We start from the raw sequence: 21,086 nt of genomic DNA on the forward strand, positions 1-21,086 counted from the left end.
CTATCAAACCGATTCATGTGCCACTGGCCAGTTGTTGGATCAGTGTCGCGTATTCGCGTTCCAGGCGTTTGGGGGAGACTTTCTCGCGCGTGCCCAGCTCCTGGGCGAACTGCGAGACCCGGAATTCCTCGATACGGTAGCGAAAGGCCAGGACACCCGGATGGTCCGGTGCCCGTTCGACCAGCTCCTGCGCCTGCTGCCACAGGGGTTCCACGGCGACGCGCCGGGCGCGGTCCTTGTCGGGCGCCTGGGTCAGACGTTCCAGGCGTTTCTCGATCGCCTCCAGATAGCGCGGCAGCTCCGGCAGCACGTCGTGCGGGATGCGCAGCAGGAAGTCGGCCGGCACCAGGGCGTCGAGCTGCCCGCGGATGTCGCGTGCGGCCTCGATCCAGGACAGCGGCAGATCGCCCTGCAGGCGGGTGCGCAGGTCGTGCCAGCGGCGCAGGATCTCGGCGGTCAGGCGCGAGAGCTCCATCACCGTGGGCGAGAAGCCGGGCAGCGCTTCGTCCAGCCGCCGGGCGAACGCCTCGGCGTCACGCGGCCAGGGCTCGGCCAGGAACGCGCGGTCGGCGGCGGCCTCCAGGATCTGGTCGCGCAGGGCCTCGCAACTGCCCAGCGTCGAGTAGTTCAGGCAGGCACGTTCGATCTCCGGGAGCTGGCGGCGCAGGTCGCGCGCGGTCTTGCGCGCGCCGAGCAGGAACAGCCGGCGCAGGCCCGCGCGGTGGGCGCGCTCGGCCTTCGCGGGGTCGGGCTCCAGCTCCAGCGAGACGGAGTCGCCGCGGTCGACCAGGATCGGAAAGGCCCGCAGTTGCGCCCCCTGGTGGTCGAACTCGACGCTCTCCGGCAGGGCGCCGAAGTCCCATTCGGTGATGCCCTCGCGGGTGACCTCGTCGGGACGGCTGGCGTCGAAGTGGGCCTCGGCGCTGTCGCCCAGCTGGCGCTTCAGCGCGGCCAGGTCGCGGCCGCTGGCCTGCTCGTTGCCCTCTGGGTCGAGGATGCGGAAGCGCATCACCAGGTGCGGCTCCAGCGCCTCCGGGCGCCAGGCGTCCAGCGGGATCTCGGTGCCGGTCGTGGCGCGCAGGGCCTCGGCCAGCGCCGGGATCAGCGGGCCCTGGCGGTGTTCGATGCGCTCCAGGGTGGCCTGCGCGAAGTCCGGGGCGGGCACGAACTGGCGGCGCAGGCCCTTGGGCAGGCTGCGCAGCAGCGCGGTCACGCGTTCTTCCAGCAGCCCCGGGACCAGCCAGTCGCCCAGCCAGTCGGGCACCGCGTTCAGCGCGGCAATGGGGATGGTGACGGTCACGCCGTCGTCCGGCTGACCCGGTTCGAAGCGGTAGGCGAGTGGCAGGCGCAGGCCCTCGATCTCCAGGTGGTCGGGATAGGCCCCCTGGGGGAGCGCGGTGTCCGGCTCGTTCAGCAGCTCCGCACGGTCGATCCGCAGGGCGTCGGGGTTTTGCTTCTCGGCCTTGCGCGCCCAGGTCTCGAAGCGCGTGCCGTCGGTGATCTCGGCCGGCAGGCGGGCGTCGTAGAAATCGAACAGCCGGTCTTCCTCCACCAGCAGGTCACGGCGGCGCCCGCGCGCCTCCTGCTCGGCGATCTCGGCAACCGCCGCGCGGTTGGCCTGCACGCCCTTCGAGCGGGTGCGCAGCTCGCCGCCGACCAGCCCCTCGCGGATCAGGATGCGCCGTGCCTCGGCCGGGTCGTGTCTGGCGAAGTCCACCGGCTTCTTCGGCGCCACGACGAGGCCGTAGAGGGTGATGCGGTCGAAGGCCCCGACGCGTCCGCTGCGGCGCTGGAAGTGCGGCTCGAAGATGTGGTGCTTGAGCAGGTGCGGGGCAGCGGCCAGGATCCAGTCGGGCTCGATGCGGGCGTTGTCGCGGGCGTAGACGCGCGTGGTCTCGGCGATCTCCGCGCTCATCACCCAGGCCGGTTTCTTTTTCGCCAGTACCGAGCCGGGGTGGATCTGGAAGCGGCGGTTGCGCGCGCCGAGGTAGTCGCCGCGCTCGGTCTTCTGCCCGATCTGGCTGACCAGCCCGGTCAACAGGGCGCGGTGCACGGGCTCGGCGTCGGCGGGCTGGTGGTTCGGCTTCAGGTCCATCTCGCGGGCCAGGCGCAGGAGCTGCACGCGCAGCTCCTGCCATTCGCGCATGCGCAGGAAGTTCAGGAAGTGCTCGCGGCACCAGCGCTTCAGGGCATTCGAGCCGAGGTCCTCGCGCGCCGTGTGCCAGGCGTCCCACAGCCGCAGCATGCCCATGAAGTCGGAGCCCTCGACCTGGAATTCACGGTGGGCCTGGTCCGCCGCCTGGGTGGCCTCGGCCGGGCGCTCGCGCGGGTCCTGCAGCGACAGGAAGGCGGCGATAGTCGCGGTCTCGGTCACGCACTGATGGTCGGTTCCGGCCAGCAGCATCGCGCCGTGGCGTGGGTCGATGGGCATGCGCGCCAGCTGGCGGCCGCGTGGCGTGATGCGCCCGCGCGTGTCTACCGCACCCAGTTCTTCCAGCAGGCGATAGCCGTCCTTGACCAGGCGCGGGTCGGGCGGGTCGACGAACGGGAACTGTCGCGGCTGGCCGAGCTTCAGCGCGGCCATCTGCAGGATCACCGACGCGAGGTTGGAGCGCTGGATCTCCGGGTCGGTGAACGGCGGGCGCAGGTTGTAGTCGTCCTCCGCGAACAGCCGGATGCAGATGCCCGGGCCCAGGCGGCCGCAGCGCCCGGCGCGCTGGTCGCAGGCGGCCTGCGAGATTGGCTCGAGGCTCAGTCGCTGCACCCGCGAGCGCCAGGAATAGCGCGAGACGCGGGCCAGCCCCGAGTCGATCACGAAGCGGATGCCGGGCACGGTCAGCGCGGTCTCGGCGACATTGGTCGCGAGCACGATGCGCCGCCCGGCGTGGGACTGGAACACGCGCGCCTGCTCGCGAGCGGACAGCCGCGCGTACAGCGCCAGGACCTCGGTGTCGGCGCGTACCTGGCCGCGCAGGGCCTTGTGGGCGTCGCGGATCTCGCGCTCGCCGGGCAGGAACACCAGGATGTCGCCGGGGCCGGCGCGTTCGCATTCCGCCACCGCGTCGCGGATGCCGTCGAACAGGTCGCGTTCGCCGCGTTCTGTGGATTCGTCCTCGCCGGCGTCTTCGGGCTCGATCGGACGGTAGCGCAGCTCCACCGGGTAGGTGCGCCCGGCCACGGTCAGGATCGGCGCGTCGTCAAAGAACTGGGACAGGCGCTCCGGATCCAGCGTGGCCGAGGTGATGATGATGCGCAGTTCGGGGCGCTTGTGCGACAGGCGCTTGAGCACGCCCATCAGGAAGTCGATGTTCAGGCTGCGTTCGTGCGCCTCGTCGACGATCAGCGTGTCGTAGGCGCGCAGTTCCGGGTCGTGCGCCAGTTCCGCCAGCAGCATGCCGTCGGTCATCAGCTTGACCCAGTTGTTCGGTCCGGTCTGGTCGGAGAAACGCACCTTGCAGCCGACCGTGGAATCCCGGTCGCCGCCCAGCGTGGTGCCCAGTTCCTCGGCGATGCGGCTGGCCACCGAGCGTGCGGCGATCCGGCGCGGCTGGGTGTGGCCGATCAGCCCGGCCTCGCCGCGCCCGGCCTCCAGGCACAGCTTGGGCAGCTGGGTGGTCTTGCCGGAGCCGGTCTCGCCGCACAGCACGAGCACCGGGTGCTCGCGGATGGCGGTGACGATGCGCTCACGCTCGGCGTGGATCGGCAGGTCGCCGGCGTAGACGGGTTGCGGGCGCAGACGGGCGCGCTCGTCGCTGCCTGCCTGGGGGCCGGCTCCCTCGGTGGTGGCCAGGCGTTCGGCGAGGGAGCGGGCCATGCGGTCGCACGGCTGCCCGCGCTTCTGGCGCTGGCGGGCCCGGCGCAGGAGGTCCGCGAGATCCTTGCGTTCGCGGCCGGCAGGCAGCGCCTCGATACGGGCCGCGAGGGCGTCGAGATCCGGTGCGGGGGCCGGTTTCACGCTCAGCCCTGGTAGCGCAGACGCAGGGCCTCGATGTTCTCCGTGCGCAGACGCTCGAGTGCCTGGCGCACGCGGTCCTCGTCGCTGAACGGGCCGAGGTAGACCCGGTACCAGGTCTCGCCCTGGATCTCGACCTCGTGGACCTGCGGGTCGAGGCCGAGCAGGGTCAGGCGGGCCTTCATCTCGTCGGCCTGGGCAAAGCGCCGGAACGAGCCGGTCTGCAGGACGACCGGTTCCCCCTCGGCGGGCGACGCAGCCGGCGGTATGGACGGGGCGGGGGCGTCACGACCGGAATCCGGCACGCGGATCTCGTCCTCGGGCAGCAGCTCGTAGTAGCGGAACCGGGGTTCGTCGTCCGACGGGACGGTCTCGCGTTCCACGGGGGCCGGGGTCGGGGCGGCGGTCTCGGTTGCCGGGTCGCCGAACAGCGCGCCCAGGTCCGGCGAGCGGTCGGCGCCCTGCAGATACAGCACGGCGGCAATGCCCAGCCCGATCAGCAGACCGATCACCATCCATACCCAGCCGGGAATCGGCCGCGAGGCCTTCCGCGGGGCGGACTTGCGACGGGTCTTGCGCGCCTGGGCCATGGTCTACATCCGTTCCGGGGCGGTTACGCCCAGCAGGCGCAGGCCATTGTGCAGGACCTGCTTGGCGCCGGTCAGCAGTGCGAGGCGTGCGCCGATCACGGCGGCATCCTCCGCGTTCAGGAAGGGCACGGCGTTGTAGTAGGCGTGGAAGCCGGCGGCCAGCTCACGCAGGTACTGTGCGATCTGGTGCGGTTCGCAGGCCTCGGCCGCCGCCGCGATCACCTCGGGGAAGCGGTCCAGGCGATCCAGCAGGTCGTCTTCCTGCGGCTCGGTCAGGCGCGTGCTGAGGCCCTCCGCGTCGGCCGCGGCCGGGGCGTGCCCGCGCTCGGCGGCGGTGCGCAGCACGCTGGCGATGCGCGCGTGGGCGTACTGGATGTAGTACATCGGGTTGTCGTTGGACTGCGACTTGGCGAGGTCGAGGTCGAAGTCCAGGTGCTGGTCGCAGCGCCGCTGCACGTAGAAGAAGCGCGCGGCATCCGAGCCGACCTCGTCACGCAGTTCGCGCAGGGTCACGAACTGCCCGGCACGGGTGGACATCGGCAGGCGCTCGCCACCGCGGTAGAGGATCGCGAACTGCACCAGCAGTACGTCGAGGCGGTCGGCCTCCAGGCCCAGGGCCTGCAGGGCGGCGCGCACGCGCGGGACGTAGCCGTGGTGGTCAGCGCCCCAGATGTTGATGACGCGCTCGAAGCCGCGCTGGAACTTCTCGCGGTGGTAGGCGATGTCGGAGGCGAAGTAGGTGTAGTCGCCGTTCTCGCGGCGCACCACACGGTCCTTGTCGTCGCCGTAGTCGGTGGAGCGGAACCACAGGGCCCCGTCCTGCTCGTACAGCGCGCCGCGCGCCTGAAGATCCTCCACCGCGGCGTCGATCGCGCCGGAGTCGGCCAGGCTGCGTTCGGAGAACCAGCACTGGTACTCCACGCCGAACTCCCGCAGGTCGTCGCGGATGTCGTCGAGGATCGCGTTCAGGCCGCAGTCGAACACCTCGCGGTAGAGCGTCTCGCCCAGCAGCTCGCGGGCGCGGGCGATCACCGCGTCGATGAAGACCTCCTTGTCGCCGCCGTTGGGCTCGTCCGCCGGGAGATCGCGGGTGACGGCCTCGGCCGGGTGCACCGCCTTGTCGCCGACTTGCGCGGTCAGGGTGTCGGCGACCGGGTAGATGTAGTCGCCCCGGTAGCCATTGGCCGGGAACGGTACCTGTACGCCGTGCTGCTCCAGGTAGCGCAGCCAGACACTGGCGGCGAGGATGTTCATCTGCCGCCCGGCGTCGTTCACGTAGTACTCGCGAGTCACGTCGAAGCCGCAGAAATCCAGCAGGTCGGCGACGGTAGCGCCGAAGGCCGCGCCGCGGCCGTGACCCACATGCAGTGGCCCGGTGGGGTTGGCGGAGACGAACTCCACCTGCACCGGGCGTCCGCCGCCCACGCTGGAGCGGCCGAAGTCGTTGCCCTGGGTGGCGACACGGCCCAGCACCAGCGTGCGGGCATCCGCGGCCAGGCGGAAATTGATAAAACCGGGGCCCGCGATCTCGGTGGCGGCGAGGCCGGGCACCTCGGGCATGGCGGCGCACAGGGCCTCGGCCAGATCGCGCGGCTTCGATTTCGCCGGGCGTGCCAGTTGCATCGCGAGGTTGGCGGCGAAGTCGCCATGTTCGCGGTCGCGGGCACGCGTGACCTGTACCTCGACGCCGTGGTCGGCGGGTACGCGGCCCTCGGCCACCAGGGTCTCCAGTGCGGCCGCGAGGGCCTCGGTGAGGGTGTCTTTCAAGAGGGGCTCGATCCGTCGTGTAAAAAGGGCCGCATTCTAACCCGGAAGCGCGGGGCGTGCCGCCCCGGGACATCGACCGGGACCGGGGTCAGGCGAGCGAGACGGGGTCGATGTCGATGGCGATGCGGGTACCGCGTGGGAGGTCGTCGGCCTGCCAGGCGTGGCGTGCCCGGGCCAGACTCTGGTGCAGCGGGTTGCGGCGGGTGGACTGCAGCAGGATCTGTTCACGGAAGCGGCGATTGACCCGGTGGCGGGGCGCCGGGGCCGGGCCGAGCACGCGCAGGCCCTCGGTGGCCGCGTTGCGCAGGTGGGTGGCGATACGCTCGGCATGACGGCGGGTGGTCTCGGCATCGCCGGCTTCGACCCGGACCAGCGCCAGGTGGCCGTGGGGCGGCATCCCGGCCGCCTCGCGCTCCTCCAGCAGGGGCGCGACCATGGCCGGGTAGTCGGCGGCGTTCAGGCCGCGGATCAGGGGGTGGTCCGGGTGGCCGGTCTGCAACAGGACACGGCCGCCGCCGGAGCCACGGCCGGCGCGTCCGGCGGCCTGCACGATCAGCTGGAGGGTGTTTTCGGTCGCGCGCAGGTCGACGCTGAACAGGCCCTGGTCGACATCGATCACGCCGACCAGGCCGACCTGCGGGAAGTCGTGGCCCTTGGCCAGCATCTGGGTGCCGACGACGATGGCGGCATCCAGTCGGCGGATGCGGTCCAGCGCCTCCTCCAGTGCGCCCTTGTGGCGGATGCTGTCGCGGTCCAGGCGGATCAGGGGAATGCCGGGGAAGTGCCGCGCCAGGGCCTGTTCCAGACGCTGGGTGCCGAGGCCGCGCTGAGCGAGCGGTTCGGCGCATTCCGGACAGCGTTCGGGCCGCAGTTCGTGGTGGCCGCACAGGTGACACACCGCGCGTGGGTTGTGGGCGTGGATGGTCAGGCGCGCATCGCAGTCGGGGCATTCGGCCACCCAGCCACAGGCGTCGCAGGCCAGCACGCGGGCAAAGCCGCGCCGGTTCAGCAGCAAGAAGCACTGGTGGCCGGCGGCCAGGGTCTGCTGCATGGCATCCAGCAGCGGGTCGGTCAGGCCTTCGTCCGGGGCATGCACTCGGGTGTCGACGGTCTCGACGGTGGGCGGGTGAGTCCCGTCCGGGCGCGTGGTCAGGCGGGCGTGGCCGTAGCGCCCGGTGGTGGCGGCGTGCAGGCTCTCCAGGGTCGGCGTGGCCGAGCCCAGGACGACCGCGGCCTGTTCCAGCTGCCCGCGCTTGATGGCCAGGTCACGGGCGTTGTAGCGAAACCCGTCCTGCTGCTTGAAGGCGCTGTCGTGTTCCTCGTCGACGATGATCAGGCCGAGGTCGGGCAGGGGCGTGAACAGTGCGGAACGGGTGCCGACCACGATGCGGCGTTGCCCCCGGCGGGCGGCCTCCCAGGCGCGCAGGCGCTCGCCCTCGGCCAGGCCGGAGTGGAGCAGCGCGACCTGGCCGGGGAAGCGCTGCTGGATGCGCGCGCTGAGCTGTGGCGTCAGGGCGATCTCGGGGATCAGGAACAGGACCGCGTGGCCGTGTGCCAGGACGCGTTCGGCCATCTGCAGGTAGACCTCGGTCTTGCCGCTGCCGGTTACGCCCTCCAGCAGCAGCGGTGCGCTGGTTCCCGACGCGAGGGCGTCGACGGCGGCGCGCTGGTCGGGGGTCAGTGCGTGGTCGCTGATGTTGGGCGGCGGGGGGTGTTCGGGGTCGGGCGTAGTCGCCTCGAGCCAGCCGCGTTGTGCCAGGGCGTGCAGCTCGCGCGGGGCGAGTTGCAGTCCGGTGGCGGCGGCCAGCGTGGCGCGGTCCAGTGCCGCTGCGGCGTTTTCGTTTCCCAGTGTCCGAAGGACGGCCTGCTGGCGTCTTCCGCGCGCGTCGCCATCGGCCAGCGCCCGGGCGCCCTCGGGCGTCTTGCGCCACAGCGTCTCCGGCGTGAGGGCTGGCAGCGGGTCCCCGTGCCGGACGGCCGGGGGGAGCGCGCCCAGCAGCGCCTCGCCCAGAGGGTGGTGGTAGTAACGGGCGCCGAACTGCAGGAGTTCCAGCAGGCGCGTCCCCAGAAGCGGCTCGGCCTCGGGGGCCTCGAGGATGGCTCGCAGCCGGCCGGACGGTACCTCGCTGGTGGAGGCTAGTTCGACGACCACCCCGATGGTGGTCCCGCGGCCGAAGGGCACACGGACCCGCTGCCCCGGTGCGAGCGACAGGGCGTCGGGAATGCGGTAGTCGAACAGCCGGTCCAGGGGGCGATCCAGCGCGATACGGGCGATTCGGGGCGCGGCAGGCATGCGCACAGTCTACTGTGTCGGGCCCCGGGGAGGGGGAGTGGCCGCCGCGCTGCGGATGGGATGTGTTATCCACAAAAGCTGTGGATAACTCTGTGGGCGAAACGGTGAGAGTCGTCCTAAATGCTTGTTACTGCAGGGGGCGGCTTGGATTGGGCAAAAAGCGACCAAGCGATATTTATATAAAATAAACAGCAAGTTACGATACTTATGTGAGATGGGCTGCATGCTATGTGCGCTAACCGGGGTGCGATCGCGGCGCTTGTGGGTAGTATGTACAGAGGGTGTACAGATTTCCGCTCCCAGTCCCGTGTCCGGGCGTGTGTGTCAACCCGGTCCGCCGTCCCCGTAATGCGTGGTGAACCAACAAAAAAACCCGGCACCGCAATGCGGTTGGCCGGGTTTCGGTTGCGGGTCCCTTTGCGGTTCCCGCGGTTGGGTCGGGCCGACTAGCCGAGCGCCTTGACCGAGGCCACGAGTTCGGCGGCCACCTTCTGGCCGTCGCCGTACAGCATCTGGTTGTTGTCGGCGTAGAACAGGTGGTTCTCGATGCCCGAAAACCCGGAGCCCTTGCCGCGCTTGACGCAGATGACGTTCTTCGCCTGGTCGGCGTTCAGGATCGGCATGCCGTAGATCGGCGAGTCCGGGTTGGTCCGGGCCACCGGGTTCACGACGTCGTTCGCGCCGATCACCATCGCAACATCCGCGGTCTTGAACTCTTCGTTGATCTCGTCGAGGTCGAAGATGATGTCGTAGGGTACGCCGGCCTCGGCCAGCAGCACGTTCATGTGTCCGGGCATGCGGCCCGCGACCGGGTGGATCGCGAACTTCACGTCCACGCCGCGCTTCTGCAGCAGCTGGGTGAATTCCCAGATCTTGTGCTGCGCCTGCGCCACGGCCATGCCGTAGCCCGGCACGATGATCACCTTCTCGGCGTAGGCCATCATGATCCCGGCGTCGTTGGCCTGGATCTCCTTCATGGTGCCTTCGATCTCTTCTTCGGCACCGCCGCTGCCACCACCGAACTGGCTGAACAGGATGTTCTTGATCGGGCGGTTCATTGCCTTGGCCATCAGCTGCGTGAGCAGCGTGCCGGCCGCGCCGACGACGATACCGGCGATCATCAGCGCCGGGTTGTCGAGCACGATGCCCTTGAGGCCGACCGCGAGGCCGGTGAGGGCGTTGTACAGCGAGATGACCACCGGCATGTCGGCGCCGCCGATCGGCAGGGTCATCAGGACGCCGAAGGCGAGCGACAGGACGAAGAACAACAGCAGCGTGGCCGAGCCAATCTCGCCGCCGCCGGTCGCCAGCATGAAGCCGAGGATCACGGTGATGGCGAAGATGGCGATGTTCACCACCTGCTGGCCCGGGAAGTGGAAGGTCTTCTTCATCAGGCCCTGCAGCTTGGCGTAGGCCACCAGCGAGCCGGAGAAGGCGACCGAACCGATCAGCGAGCCGGTCGTGGCGATTGCCAGACCGGTGTTGCTGACGGTCTCCGGGGTGGCCTGCAGCAGGTAGATCGCGCCGATGCCGGCCGCGGCACCGCCGCCCATGCCGTTGTACAGCGCGATCATCTGCGGCATGTCGGTCATCGCGACCTTCTTGCCGCTCCACCATGCGAGGCCGCCACCGATGGCGATACCCAGGATGATCAGGGTGTAGTTCACGCCCCCGGAGACTTCCGGGTGCACGAAGGTGACGAGCGTGGCGATCACCATGCCCACGCCGGCCCAGATGATGCCCGGCCGCGCGGTGGTCGGCGAGGACATCTGCTTGAGGCCGACGATGAACAGTACCGCCGCCGCAAAATAGGCGAGGTTGATGATCATGCTCATGCGTTATCTCCCTTCTTGTCGTCCTTCTTGCTGGTCTTGAACATCTCCAGCATGCGTTCGGTGACGACGTAGCCACCCACGGCGTTGCCCGCGGCCAGGATCACGGCGACAAAGCCGATGGCCTGTTCCAGCGGGGTGGTGGCATGGCCGAGCGCGACCATGGTCCCGACCAGCACGATGCCGTGGACGAAGTTGGAACCGGACATCAGCGGGGTATGCAGGATGACCGGGACCTTGGAGATGATCTCGTAGCCGGTGAAGGCCGCGAGCATGAAGATGTACAGCGCGATAAAGCCTTCGATGATCATGAGTTCGCTCCCTTCAGGGCCTCGCGGGTGGCCTCGTGCACGATCTCGCCGTCGCGGGTCAGCACGCTCTTGGCGATGACCTCGTCATCCCAGTCGGGCTGGAACTCGCCGCCCTCGGCGATCATCGGCGTGAGGAAATTCAGCAGGTTCTTGGCGTACATCTCGGAGGCATGCAGCGGGACCTGCGAGGGCACGTTCAGCGGGGCATGGATGATCACGCCCTTTTGCCGGCTGGTCTTGCCCGGCTTGCTCAGTTCGCAGTTGCCGCCCCCCTCGGCCGCCAGGTCGATGATGACCGCGCCCGGCTTCATGCCCTCGACCATGGTCTTGGGGATCAGCTTGGGTGCGTCGCGCCCCGGGATCGCGGCCGTGGTGATCAGCACGTCGGCCTTGGCGATGTACTCGCCCAGCGCGTCCTGCTGCTGCTGTTTCTCTTCCGCGGTCAGTTCGCGGGCGTAGCCGCCCTCGCCTTCGGCGGAGACGCCGAGATCCAGAAACTTCGCGCCCAGCGACTCGACCTGCTCCTTGGTGGCGGAGCGCACGTCATAGGCCTCGACCATCGCGCCCAGACGCTTGGCCGTGGCGATCGCCTGCAGCCCGGCGACGCCGGCGCCGATCACGATCACCTTGGCCGGGCGGATGGTGCCGGCCGCGGTGGTCAGCATCGGGAAGAAGCGGCAGGACAGGTCGGACCCCATGATCGCGCCCTTGTAGCCGACCACGGCGGCCTGCGAGGACAGCACGTCCATGCTCTGGGCGCGCGAGATGCGCGGGATCAGCTCCATCGCGAAACTCAGGATCTTGCGCTCCTGCATCGCCTTGACCACGTCCGGGTTGCGGTGGGCGTGGAACAGGCTGACCACGGTCGAGCCCTCCGGCAGCTGGTTGATCTCCTCGACCGTCGGCGGCGCCACGCGGACCATCAGGTCCGACTGGCCGTAGGCGGTTTCGGTGTCGACCACGGTCGCCTTGTCATAGGCCGCGTCCGGGAAATGGGCGTCGGAACCGGCACCCTTCTCCAGCTGCACGGTGATGCCCATATCGCTGAACTTGGCCGCTACCGACGGATCCAGGGCCACGCGGCGCTCGCCGCTGGCGGACTCCTTGGGAACGGATAATTTGATTGCCATGCGCTCTCTCCCCGGGCCAAGCGCCCCCTATTCCCTGTGGGGCGATCAGCCGCGCTCGCGGGTGGTGAAATCGGATGCGGCCCGCACGAAACAGGCGAGCCGCACAAAAAACGACCCGCGAGTGTAGCGGATCCGGGCTCGTGCTTAAACCGTGTCCGCCGCTTGCGGGGGCTTGTTCCGGTCGGGCGAGCGTACGATACCTCGGGTCATGGCGTTGTAATTGCTTTGTTCCCGAAGGCTGTTTATTGTTTTTCGGGTAAAAGTGAAGGGGGCATGGATTTGTTCACTCGCACCCCGCGTGAGCAAATCCGTGTTTCCTTGAGACGGGACGGGTCATGTTGCCGAACGAGCATCAGGTCCTGCGCACGGATGCCGCGGGCATGCCGCTGGAGTGGATCGGCCTGGAGCAGGCCGTGCGCCTCTACTATACCGAGCAGGTGGCCTACACCTGTGGCAGCCCGCTTTATCGCATGCGCGGCGGCGTCAACGCCCGCACCGGGCTGCGGTCCAGGGTCGAGGTCAACTCGATCATCGCCACTCACGGCACCCGCCAGTCCCGCTTCAACGACTACATCCCCCCGCTCAACAACACCACCCTGTTCCGTCGCGACGCCCACCTGTGTCTCTACTGCGGCCATTCATTCGCGGAACGCGACCTGTCCCGGGACCATGTGACGCCGATCAGCCAGCATGGCGAGGACACCTGGACCAACGTGGTCACCGCCTGCAAGCGCTGCAACAATCACAAGGCCGGGTTCACGCCGGAAGAGGCGGGGATGCAACTGCTCGCCATCCCGTTCACCCCCACCCACGCGGAATACATCTTCCTCAAGGGCAAGCGCGTGCTGGCGGACCAGATGGAATTCCTGCAGGCACACTTCCCGCGTACCAGCCCGTTGCGGGGGCGTAGCGTCTGATCCGTCCCGGGCGCGCGCCCACTCGTGCCCGCGGGTATCCTTGGCGTGTGAACCAAAGCGACGCTCCGTGACTCCGACAGGGAGTCACCGTCCCCCATGCCTGCAAGGAGCCCCATGAAGTACTTCGGAGAAGCGGACTATCGCCACGGCCAGGCGCGCGGCGTCGGCGTCTTGCTGACCAATCTGGGTACGCCGGACGAGCCCACCGCGCCCGCCCTGCGCCGCTACCTGAAGGAATTCCTGTGGGATCCGCGCGTGGTCGAGGTCCCGCGCCCGATCTGGTGGCTGATCCTGAACGGCGTGATCCTGAACATTCGGCCCAAGCGCTCGGCGGCGAAATACGCAACGGTCTGGACGGACGAGGGCTCGCCGCTGCTGGCGATCTCGAAGCGCCAGGTCGAGGGCGTGCGCCGCCGCCTGGCCGAGCAGGCGGACGAGGATGTCCCGGTTGCCCTGGGCATGCGCTACGGTAATCCCTCCATCGCCGCCGGGCTGGATGAGTTGCGTCGCCAGGGCGTGCGCCGCGTGGTCGTCCTGCCGCTGTACCCGCAGTACTCGGCAAGCACGAATGGTTCCACATTCGATGCGGTGGCCGACGTGCTCAAGGGCTGGCGCTGGGTGCCGGACCTGCAGTTCATCGCCGCCTACGACGCCCAGCCCGGCTATATCGAGGCCCTGGCCAATAGCGTGCGCGAGCACTGGAAGGCGCACGGCCAGGCCGATCGCCTGGTGATGTCCTTCCACGGGATCCCCAAGCGCTACCTGCTGCAGGGCGACCCCTACCACTGCCTGTGCCATGCCACCGGGCACAAGCTCGCGCAGGCGCTGGGCCTGAACGACGATCAGTGGCAGGTCACCTTCCAGTCGCGGTTTGGCCGCGAGGAATGGCTGCAGCCCTACACCGACAAAACCATGGAGGCCTTGCCGGGGCAGGGCGTGCGGTCGGTGGACGTGATCTGCCCCGGCTTCTCCGCGGATTGTCTCGAAACCATCGAGGAAATCGGCGACGAGAACCGCGAGATCTTCCAGGAGGCCGGTGGCGAACGCTTCCACTACATCCCGGCGCTGAACGACCGCGCGGATCACCTCGACTTCCTGGCCGGGCTGCTGCATCAGCACCTGGCGCCGTGGCTCAATGATCCGGACAACGCCCCCGAGGCGCGCGCGGCCGCCCGCGAACGGGCGCTCGCGCTGGGCGCCAAACAGTAACGCGGCAATGGAACGACCCGTGATGGCCGAACGGGAGCCGGGCGAGATCGAGATCGGCGCCGTGATCGTTGGCGACGAACTCCTGAGCGGCAAGCGCCGCGACCGGCATCAGGCGCACCTGACCGAGGCATTGGCGGAAAAGGGCCTGGAGCTCGCCTGGCTCCGTATCGTCGGCGACAACGCCCGGTTGCTGACGCGGACCTTTCGCGAAACCGTGGCGAGCGGCGCCGAGGTGTTCAGCTTCGGCGGTATCGGCGCCACCCCGGACGACCGGACCCGCGCCTGTCTGACCGAGGCCCTGGGCCGGCCACTGGTGCCGCACCCGGAGTTCATGGCCATCCTCGAGGAGCGCTTCGGCGCCGAGGCCTGGCCGCATCGCGTGCGCATGGCGCAACTCCCCGAGGGTGCCAGCCTGATCCCCAATCCGGTCAATGGCATCCCCGGGTTCAGCTGCGAGCGCCACCACTGTGTCCCCGGCTTTCCGGCCATGGCCGAGCCGATGGCGCGCTGGATCCTGGAGCAGCGCTTCCCCGGGCGCGATGCGGCGGCCGGGTCGGTCGAGGAGACCCTGCGCCTGGAGAACGTCACCGAGAGCCGACTCGTCCCGGTGCTCGAGGCGATGGAGGCCGCGTTCCCCGACCTGCGCATCTCCTGCCTCCCGCGCATGGACCGCCAGGCCCCGCAGGTCGAACTGGGCCTGCGCGGCCCGCGCGCCCGCGTCACCGAGGCCCAGGCCGCCCTGCGCCAGCACCTGATCGCCAGCGGCTTCCTGACGCACTGAGCGAGCCGGGGAAGGACGCCCCGAAAGGGGCTTGCGGAGGGCTCGTTCCCGGCATATTGCTTCGGCAGGCACTTGCCTGCGTGCCGAAGCGGCGGTCCGAATGGGCGCCCCCTGCACGTGAATTTGCCTCTCCCGCCGCCCGAGTGGCCATCCCCCACCGAGATCGATCCGGCCTGCCTGCCGGGGCCGTCTGATGTTGCATTCCCCTGAGCCCGCGAGCCGGATGGCTGGCTGGATGCCCCGGCGCGCGATCAGTTGATCGTCCGGCCCGATTTCCTGCCCGCGGAGACGGTCGATGCCCTGTGCGACGAGGTGCGCGCGGTGCGGCTGGAGCAGGCGCGGATCGGGCGTGCCGGGGAGCGCCATCGCGGACGATCCAACCCGCATGCCCGCCTCGACCGCTTCTGAACGTTGGGCATCCATGCCACTCGATGCATGGTCCCGCAGACGGGATCGTTCAGGACGGGCGAAGCGACCGGCGTCTTCCTGTGACCTGTTTCAGGTTTCTCTGGTCTCCAGCGGTTTTTTACTCCATCGGGGCCAACTAACTGGCTACGCTGGCACTGGACGTTTCTGGCTAGAGGGAGACCGTGATGCACAAGATTGGCAATTTGACTCGTTTGGTGGGTTTGGGGATTGCGAGTGCGGGGCTCGTCGCTTGCGGTGGCGGTAGTAGCGGCGCCGGGGATAGTGGTGGCACCGGACAGATGAGCCTCGCCGTCACGGATGCCCCGGTGGATTCGGCCCTCGGGGTCGTGGTCCGCTTCACTCATGTCGAGCTGAAGCCCGAGGATGGAGAAAGCATCCTGATCGACGTCAGTGAAGAAGGGGAGCCCGTACGAGAGATCGACCTGCTGACTTTGCAGGGAGAGGCATTCGAGACCCTGTTCGAGAATGAGGAGGTTCCGGCGGGTGACTATGCGTGGCTTCGTTTCCATCTGGAAGAGAATGATGATCAGGCGAGCTTTCCGGGCTCCCAGGGCGATATCGCGACGACTTCGTACATCCAGTTCGATGGCTACAGCGATAACTTGATCATTCCGGGGGGTAATCAGGCCGGATTGCAACTCAGCAGCGGTTTTTCGGTGCCGGAAGACGGCCAGGTCTCCTTCACCGTGGACTTCGACCTGCGCAAGGCTATCAAGGAGGATTCGCGCGACGGCTTCCATCGCATGCGCCGATCGCTCCGGCTGGTCGACAACAGCAGCGTCGGTAGCATAACCGGTACGGTGGATCCGACTATTGTCCCGGGAGACAGGTGCGAAGAGCGCGAAGAGGGGTTGCGCGCCTGTCCAGGAGTCGCGGTCTATGTCTACGAGGATCATGATCGCGAGCCGCGCGATCTGCGCGATGACGAAGACGATGCGGTGACCACGGCGAACGTGTATTACCGCCATGTGGAGGCGACCGGTGACTGGGAGTACCGCTACACCGCTGGCTTCCTGGAGGCGGGCGATTACACGGTGGCGCTGACCTTCGAGGCGGGCGAGGACGATCCGGAAGAGGCCACTCCGATCGAGTTCGTCGATCAGGCCAACGCCGAAGTCGAGGCGGGTGAGACGACGGAAGTGAATTTCCCGGATAGCTAGGATCGGCGTCCGAGTGGGGCACGGCTTATCGGCCGCTGCCCTGCAGTAGGGGGAAGCCACAGGGGCGCTGGGTTCTCACTCGGCGCCCCCTTCTGTTGGTGGAGGTGAATCGGTCCCCGCGTCCCGGTGATCCCGTTCACCCCAGGCGCTGGGCAACGGGGCTACAGGGGGAAACCACCGTCCGAGAACGGCCGCCAGGCGATTCCGAAGTCGAGGCCGGTACGGTCGCGATCCACTCGGAAGGTCTCGCGGGCTCCATGTTGGGGCCAGGCCCCGCAGGCCTCGGCGCTGGCACAAATCCGGCCATCGCCCGCGATGTTGGTGCCGGCGACCACGCGATAATCCCCGGCGGGCACCCCTTCGAAGCGATAGCGGTAGGTCCCGAACTGGGGTTCCAGGGCCGTTTGCGCCACGACGCGATCGTCGCGGTCGAGCAGGAGTACATACACCCGTCCCACGGTATCGCGCTGTGGGTCGCGCTCGGCGACCCGGATGCCGACCGGAATATCGCGCGGGTCACCGCTGTCGGCGGTGATGCGCAGGCGAGATTCGTAGTCGCCCGGGCTCAGCGCATCGCGCTGTCCGTAGACGCGATAAAGCCCCAGGCCGTCTTCGTTGACGTCGTGCGGTTCCACGGTCACCCATGGTGCATACGTAGCGACGTCTTCAATCTGCAACGAGCCATCGCCTCCGTTGCGCAGCCGCAGATTCAGGCTCGTTCCGGTGAAGCCGAAGTTAAGGCTTTGTGGGGATGCCGAGATCCGGGGTGCCAGCTCTCCCGCGCCGGCCCGGGCCGCGATCTCCTGGACCGCCTGATGCGCGTCGATCTCGCCCCACCCGGTTTCCGGTTCCCAACCCGTGGGCCCCAGGTCCTTGGTGAGCGCGCCCGATTCGAGCAGCTCCAGCAGCAATCCCGGGGAGAGCTCCGGATTCACCGCGCGGCCCAGCGCAAGGACGCCGGAAACGACCGCTGTGGACATTGAAGTGCCCTGGAGGAATGCGTAGTCCGATTTCCCGGGGCCGAAGGTGCTCAGGATGGCGTCTTCGGAGCGGCCGTCTCGGATGAGACCGGTACCCCCGGGGGCCACCAGGTCCAGGCGAGAACCATAGTTGCTGTACCAGGCGCGTTCGGCGTTGCGATCCGTGGCGCCCGCTGCCAGTACCGATTCGTAGGCCGCGGGGTAGCCGACCGTGCTGGTTCCGTCGTTGCCCGAGGATGCGACCACCAGGATCCCGAGCTCGCGTACCTCCTGCAACAGTTCATCCGCCTCCGCGCTGTAGCCACCGCCCCCGAGGCTCAGGTTGATGATGTCGGCCGGCTTCTCGGGTACGGTGCCGGAGTCGTTCGGCAGGCCCGCGGCATAGCGAATTCCCTGTAGCGTGTCGTTCAGGGTCCCGGTCCCGTTCAGGGTCCAGACGGGGAGGATGTCCACCCCCCAGGAAATGCCGGCGACACCGAGAACGTTGTTGGTGGCCGCCCCGATGATCCCGGTGACGTGCGTACCATGCCAGGAACGTTCTTCATCACAGGTGCTGTCTGCCGGATCGCAGACAAACCGCTTTGTCGGGAACAGCCGGTCCGCGTCCAGGTCTTCGTGCTCGCGGTAGACGCCGGTATCGATGACGGCCACGACAACCTCTTCGTCTGCTTCCTGGCCGGTGGTGATGTCCCAGGCTTCCGGCAGGTTGATGGCATCGTGGAACCATTGATCTCCCCAGTGTGGGTCGTTGGGCGTCGTCCGCAGGGGAGTCATTCGGTAGTTGGGCGATGCCGAGACGATATCCGGCTGCCCCCGCAGCGCCTTGATGACGCGCAGGGTGTCATGGCGAGCGGCTTGTTCCGGGGTGCGCCAGGCCACTGCCGGCGAGATCGAGGGCGTATGCAGGCCCAGCGTACTGATGACTGCCTCCGCATGACCCTCGGGGATGCGCCAGAGCTGCTCGCGTCCCGGCGCCCCGGAGGCCCTCTGCAGGCCCATGTCGGCCGGGGTCTTTCTCTGTGCAAAGGGACGCATCTCGTCCGCGCTGCGCACGATGATCTCGCCCGGCACAAAGTCATCCGCCACACGCAGGCTTGCCGCATGCGCGGGGTCCAGCAGCTGCGACGAGTCGAGTCGCAAATGGTACGCGGACTGGCCCGAATAGGCCGATACCCGGACATAGTAAAGCCCGGCCTCGGGTGCGACGACGCGTTCGAAACCGTCGATCCCGATGGAGGCATCCACCAGCATCCCGTCTTCATCAATCAGGTACAGGTCGAGATCGGCCCGTGCGGGATCCGGGAACTCCAGCAAGGCCTGGTCGCCGGCCTCGAACTCGGCCACGAATATGTCATCCGGGTCTCCGGCCGAGCCGAAGCGGCTGTCGGTCAGGGGGCTGGCCACAAACCCGCCGATGATGGCGGGCATGCGCACCGCTTGCGCATTGGCCAGGTCGTTATTGCTCGAGATCCGGCTTTCCGGGTCGTTCGTATCGGAATCCACATGGTGCAAGGCCTGCACCTCGATGCTCCCGGATACGACGAAACCCCCACTGGATGATCCGCCGCCCCCACCCCCACACCCGACCGCCAGAAGCGTCGAAGACAATGCCAGTGCGATCCATGCGAAGACCTGCCGCATCGACCGCGCTGGGTCATGGCGATGCACGTCGCCATTTGATGGGCGCAATGACCGCTTCACTCCAAAGCTCCTCCGGATCACCAGAATGTTCGGGGATATCGGCGATTTCGACTCACAATCGGTCCCTCATTCCCCGCGGACCGCAGACGCGACAAGGAACGTGCCTCGACCAATCAAGAATCGCAGGTTCGGGCGGTGTGTGGCCGTCAACCCCTGCCCGATGCGGTCTATCAAGAGTGGCCTTCCGACCGGATGCGGTCTGTACGCGCGGCCACTGATTCAATTCGTCGTTGTTTTCTCGGGGGCTGATTCATTCGCACAGGTTCAAGTGTAAAGACTGGAAGCGAGAATGGCCGCCGGGGAGGCAGGGCCTCGCGGCTGTAGGGGTTGTCGTGGCGACGCGCTGTGGCGGGTCGTCCGGCGATATCGGTTCTGCAAACGGCAGCAATGGCGATGGTTGGCGGCTCGTTCTCGTCCCTCGCAACGAAGGAGGAGGAAACTCTGCGTGATTGCGGGGCCGGTTACCGGCGTTCGGGAAAACCCGGCGGGTCATTCCGGCGGTTGGGGTTCGTCGCCTGGCCGGTTAGTGCCCGGCATCGTCTTCGCCGGCGTCACGTGCCTCGAGTCTCTCGGCGGCGGTTTGTGCGGCCGTGGTACCCGGATAGTAGTCGCGCACGTACTCGATCCGTGCGCGAGCCTCGTCTGCGTGCCCGGCCGCGGCGGATCGGTCGGCGATCTCCAGTTCGATGCTGGCCAGGTTCTCGCGCATGCGGGCCAGGCGTGGGGCAATGGACTCCGCGTACTCCGACATGGGGTAGTCGTTGAGGAAGGCGGCAAGCTGGAGGAAGACCTGGCGGCCCTGCTCGCTGCGTTGTTTCGGCGGTGCGGACGTGGCCCGGTTCCACGTTCCCAGATGCGCCAGGGCACCGAGATACGCGGCGTAGTCGATATCCGGATGATCCGGGTTCTCCTGGCGGATGGTATCGGTGAGGTTGCGGGTGCGCGCGAATTCCCCGCGCTGCAGGCATACCCGGGCGACCGACAGGCGGACGTCGACCGAGGCGGGTGCGTCGGCAGAATCCAGCGCACTGTAAGCCGCACGGCAGTCCCCGCGTTCCAGGGCATAGCGGATATCCTCTGGCGGGGGCTCGGACCCGTTTGGCTGGGTGGTGGCACAACCCGCCAGCATCAGGCCGAACAGTGCGCTGGCGGTCAGCGCGGCGGTTGGGGGCGCAAGCCGGAACCGGCGGGGCGTTATCGGGTTTCGTTCGGGTGTCACGGGGCTGATCCTGCGGTCCATAGATACCGTCCCTGGTCGTCACGGCGGAGATTGTTTTCGAGTAGGCGCTGGATGGCGGCATCGGCGTGGGCGCGCGGGTCCAGCAAAACCCGCGCATCCATGCCCGGGGGATCCGTACGCAGGTCCAGGCGAATCGTGCCGGTGATGCCCAGTTCGGCATCTGGCGAGGCATCCAGACCGATCCCCAGGCGCTGGTCCTCTTCGCGCAGGGTCGCGCGTTGCTCGCCCAGGGGCAAGGGGCGGGGGAGGCCCGCGGCCGCTTCCTGCCAGTTGACCCGCCCCGAGGCGTGTTCCACCGTTCCGTCCCGATGGACCCGGAGGTGCAGGCCGCTGGTCTGCAACCGGCCGTCCAGAACCAGGGGGATGCCCGTCTCCCACTGATGCAGGGCGGCCGCGGGCAGGGTCCCTTCGAGCCCGGAGAGCTGCACGCTGTCGAGGCCGAGCCGGAGCGCTCCCCGGAGTTCGCCGCCGCCGGGCGGGGCCCAGTGGATGTCGGCGCCCAGCCCCCCGCGCAGAAGCTCGCCGGGTCGCACATCCCAGTGCAGTCGGCCCATCGGCCCCACCGGTGATTGAACCCCCTCGACGCTACCCTGCCAGAGCGATCCGTGCACCCGTTCCCAGGTGATCGTGTCCGGCAAGCCGGACCATCGCTCGGCACCCGCCAGTGCGACCGAGGCGGGCGCGCGCACGATCAGCGCAAGCAGCAGGACGAGAACAAAAAATGCCCCCAGCGAGAACCATGCAGGGCGACCCCGTTGGCGTTCATTGGCGCGGTTTTCGGGGGCGACGGTCAC

General features: G+C 68.3%; 14 protein-coding genes and 1 pseudogene. 5 read left to right on the top strand and 10 right to left on the bottom strand.

Annotated features, from left to right (window positions below):
- Nucleotides 1-13: 13 nt before the first annotated feature.
- The 7 genes from hrpA to F817_RS0111350 form a co-directional block, all read right to left on the bottom strand.
- The gene (hrpA, locus tag F817_RS0111320; RefSeq protein WP_024327757.1) at nt 14-3,955 is read right to left on the bottom strand and encodes an ATP-dependent RNA helicase HrpA; all 3,942 of its coding nucleotides are present in this window, start codon (nt 3,953-3,955) and stop codon (nt 14-16) included.
- 2 nt (nt 3,956-3,957) lie between these two features.
- Complete coding sequence (locus tag F817_RS0111325; RefSeq protein ID WP_024327758.1) at nt 3,958-4,542, bottom strand: SPOR domain-containing protein; 585 nt, start codon at nt 4,540-4,542, stop codon at nt 3,958-3,960.
- A gap of 3 nt (nt 4,543-4,545) precedes the next feature.
- On the bottom strand, nt 4,546-6,309 hold the full coding sequence (argS, locus tag F817_RS0111330) for an arginine--tRNA ligase (protein ID WP_024327759.1): 1,764 nt from the start codon (nt 6,307-6,309) through the stop codon (nt 4,546-4,548).
- 88 nt (nt 6,310-6,397) lie between these two features.
- Nucleotides 6,398-8,602 (bottom strand): primosomal protein N', encoded by a 2,205-nt coding sequence (locus F817_RS0111335; protein ID WP_024327760.1) that lies wholly within the window; start codon nt 8,600-8,602, stop codon nt 6,398-6,400.
- Between the two features lie 446 nt (nt 8,603-9,048).
- Nucleotides 9,049-10,437 (bottom strand): NAD(P)(+) transhydrogenase (Re/Si-specific) subunit beta, encoded by a 1,389-nt coding sequence (locus F817_RS0111340; protein ID WP_024327761.1) that lies wholly within the window; start codon nt 10,435-10,437, stop codon nt 9,049-9,051.
- Nucleotides 10,434-10,745 (bottom strand): NAD(P) transhydrogenase subunit alpha, encoded by a 312-nt coding sequence (locus F817_RS0111345; protein ID WP_017942675.1) that lies wholly within the window; start codon nt 10,743-10,745, stop codon nt 10,434-10,436. The genes F817_RS0111340 and F817_RS0111345 overlap by 4 nt, the downstream gene beginning before the upstream one ends.
- Complete coding sequence (locus tag F817_RS0111350) at nt 10,742-11,875, bottom strand: NAD(P) transhydrogenase subunit alpha (protein ID WP_042799165.1); 1,134 nt, start codon at nt 11,873-11,875, stop codon at nt 10,742-10,744. The genes F817_RS0111345 and F817_RS0111350 overlap by 4 nt, the downstream gene beginning before the upstream one ends.
- Before the next feature lie 335 nt (nt 11,876-12,210).
- Between F817_RS0111350 and F817_RS0111355 the strand changes: the two genes are divergently transcribed.
- The 5 genes and pseudogenes from F817_RS0111355 to F817_RS0111375 all read left to right on the top strand — a co-directional run bounded on the left by F817_RS0111355 (nt 12,211) and on the right by F817_RS0111375 (nt 16,371).
- Nucleotides 12,211-12,792: an HNH endonuclease gene (locus tag F817_RS0111355; RefSeq protein WP_024327763.1), complete on the top strand. Its 582-nt coding sequence runs from the start codon at nt 12,211-12,213 to the stop codon at nt 12,790-12,792.
- Nucleotides 12,793-12,906: 114 nt separating this feature from the next.
- Nucleotides 12,907-14,001, top strand: a complete 1,095-nt coding sequence (hemH, locus tag F817_RS0111360) for a ferrochelatase (RefSeq protein WP_024327764.1) — start codon at nt 12,907-12,909, stop codon at nt 13,999-14,001.
- A 22-nt stretch (nt 14,002-14,023) separates the two neighbouring features.
- The gene (locus F817_RS0111365) at nt 14,024-14,782 is read left to right on the top strand and encodes a molybdopterin-binding protein (RefSeq protein WP_024327765.1); all 759 of its coding nucleotides are present in this window, start codon (nt 14,024-14,026) and stop codon (nt 14,780-14,782) included.
- Nucleotides 14,783-14,899: 117 nt separating this feature from the next.
- Nucleotides 14,900-15,160: pseudogene (locus F817_RS14345) on the top strand (2OG-Fe(II) oxygenase); the annotation flags it as partial.
- Between the two features lie 215 nt (nt 15,161-15,375).
- Nucleotides 15,376-16,371 (top strand): DUF4382 domain-containing protein, encoded by a 996-nt coding sequence (locus tag F817_RS0111375; protein ID WP_024327766.1) that lies wholly within the window; start codon nt 15,376-15,378, stop codon nt 16,369-16,371.
- Between the two features lie 161 nt (nt 16,372-16,532).
- On the opposite strand, the gene F817_RS0111380 is transcribed toward F817_RS0111375, so the two are convergent.
- From F817_RS0111380 to gspN, 3 genes are all read right to left on the bottom strand, one after another.
- Nucleotides 16,533-18,872, bottom strand: coding sequence for a S8 family serine peptidase (locus F817_RS0111380; protein WP_024327767.1), 2,340 nt, complete (start codon nt 18,870-18,872; stop codon nt 16,533-16,535).
- A gap of 703 nt (nt 18,873-19,575) precedes the next feature.
- The gene (locus F817_RS0111385) at nt 19,576-20,271 is read right to left on the bottom strand and encodes an outer membrane protein assembly factor BamD (RefSeq protein ID WP_024327768.1); all 696 of its coding nucleotides are present in this window, start codon (nt 20,269-20,271) and stop codon (nt 19,576-19,578) included.
- Nucleotides 20,268-21,086, bottom strand: a complete 819-nt coding sequence (gene gspN, locus F817_RS0111390; RefSeq protein WP_024327769.1) for a type II secretion system protein N — start codon at nt 21,084-21,086, stop codon at nt 20,268-20,270. The genes F817_RS0111385 and gspN overlap by 4 nt, the downstream gene beginning before the upstream one ends.

This window comes from Thioalkalivibrio sp. AKL19 (genome assembly GCF_000420165.1).
Taxonomy (GTDB): Bacteria; Pseudomonadota; Gammaproteobacteria; order Ectothiorhodospirales; family Ectothiorhodospiraceae; genus Thioalkalivibrio.

Coding starts and splice junctions, on each gene's coding strand:
- F817_RS0111325 (WP_024327758.1), bottom strand. CDS start 4,542: ATGGCCCAGGCGCGCAAGACCCGTCGCAAGTCCGCCCCGCGGAAGGCC.
- F817_RS0111335 (WP_024327760.1), bottom strand. CDS start 8,602: ATGCCTGCCGCGCCCCGAATCGCCCGTATCGCGCTGGATCGCCCCCTG.
- F817_RS0111340 (WP_024327761.1), bottom strand. CDS start 10,437: ATGAGCATGATCATCAACCTCGCCTATTTTGCGGCGGCGGTACTGTTC.
- F817_RS0111345 (WP_017942675.1), bottom strand. CDS start 10,745: ATGATCATCGAAGGCTTTATCGCGCTGTACATCTTCATGCTCGCGGCC.
- F817_RS0111350 (WP_042799165.1), bottom strand. CDS start 11,875: ATGGCAATCAAATTATCCGTTCCCAAGGAGTCCGCCAGCGGCGAGCGC.
- F817_RS0111355 (WP_024327763.1), top strand. CDS start 12,211: ATGTTGCCGAACGAGCATCAGGTCCTGCGCACGGATGCCGCGGGCATG.
- hemH (WP_024327764.1), top strand. CDS start 12,907: ATGAAGTACTTCGGAGAAGCGGACTATCGCCACGGCCAGGCGCGCGGC.
- F817_RS0111365 (WP_024327765.1), top strand. CDS start 14,024: ATGGCCGAACGGGAGCCGGGCGAGATCGAGATCGGCGCCGTGATCGTT.
- F817_RS0111375 (WP_024327766.1), top strand. CDS start 15,376: ATGCACAAGATTGGCAATTTGACTCGTTTGGTGGGTTTGGGGATTGCG.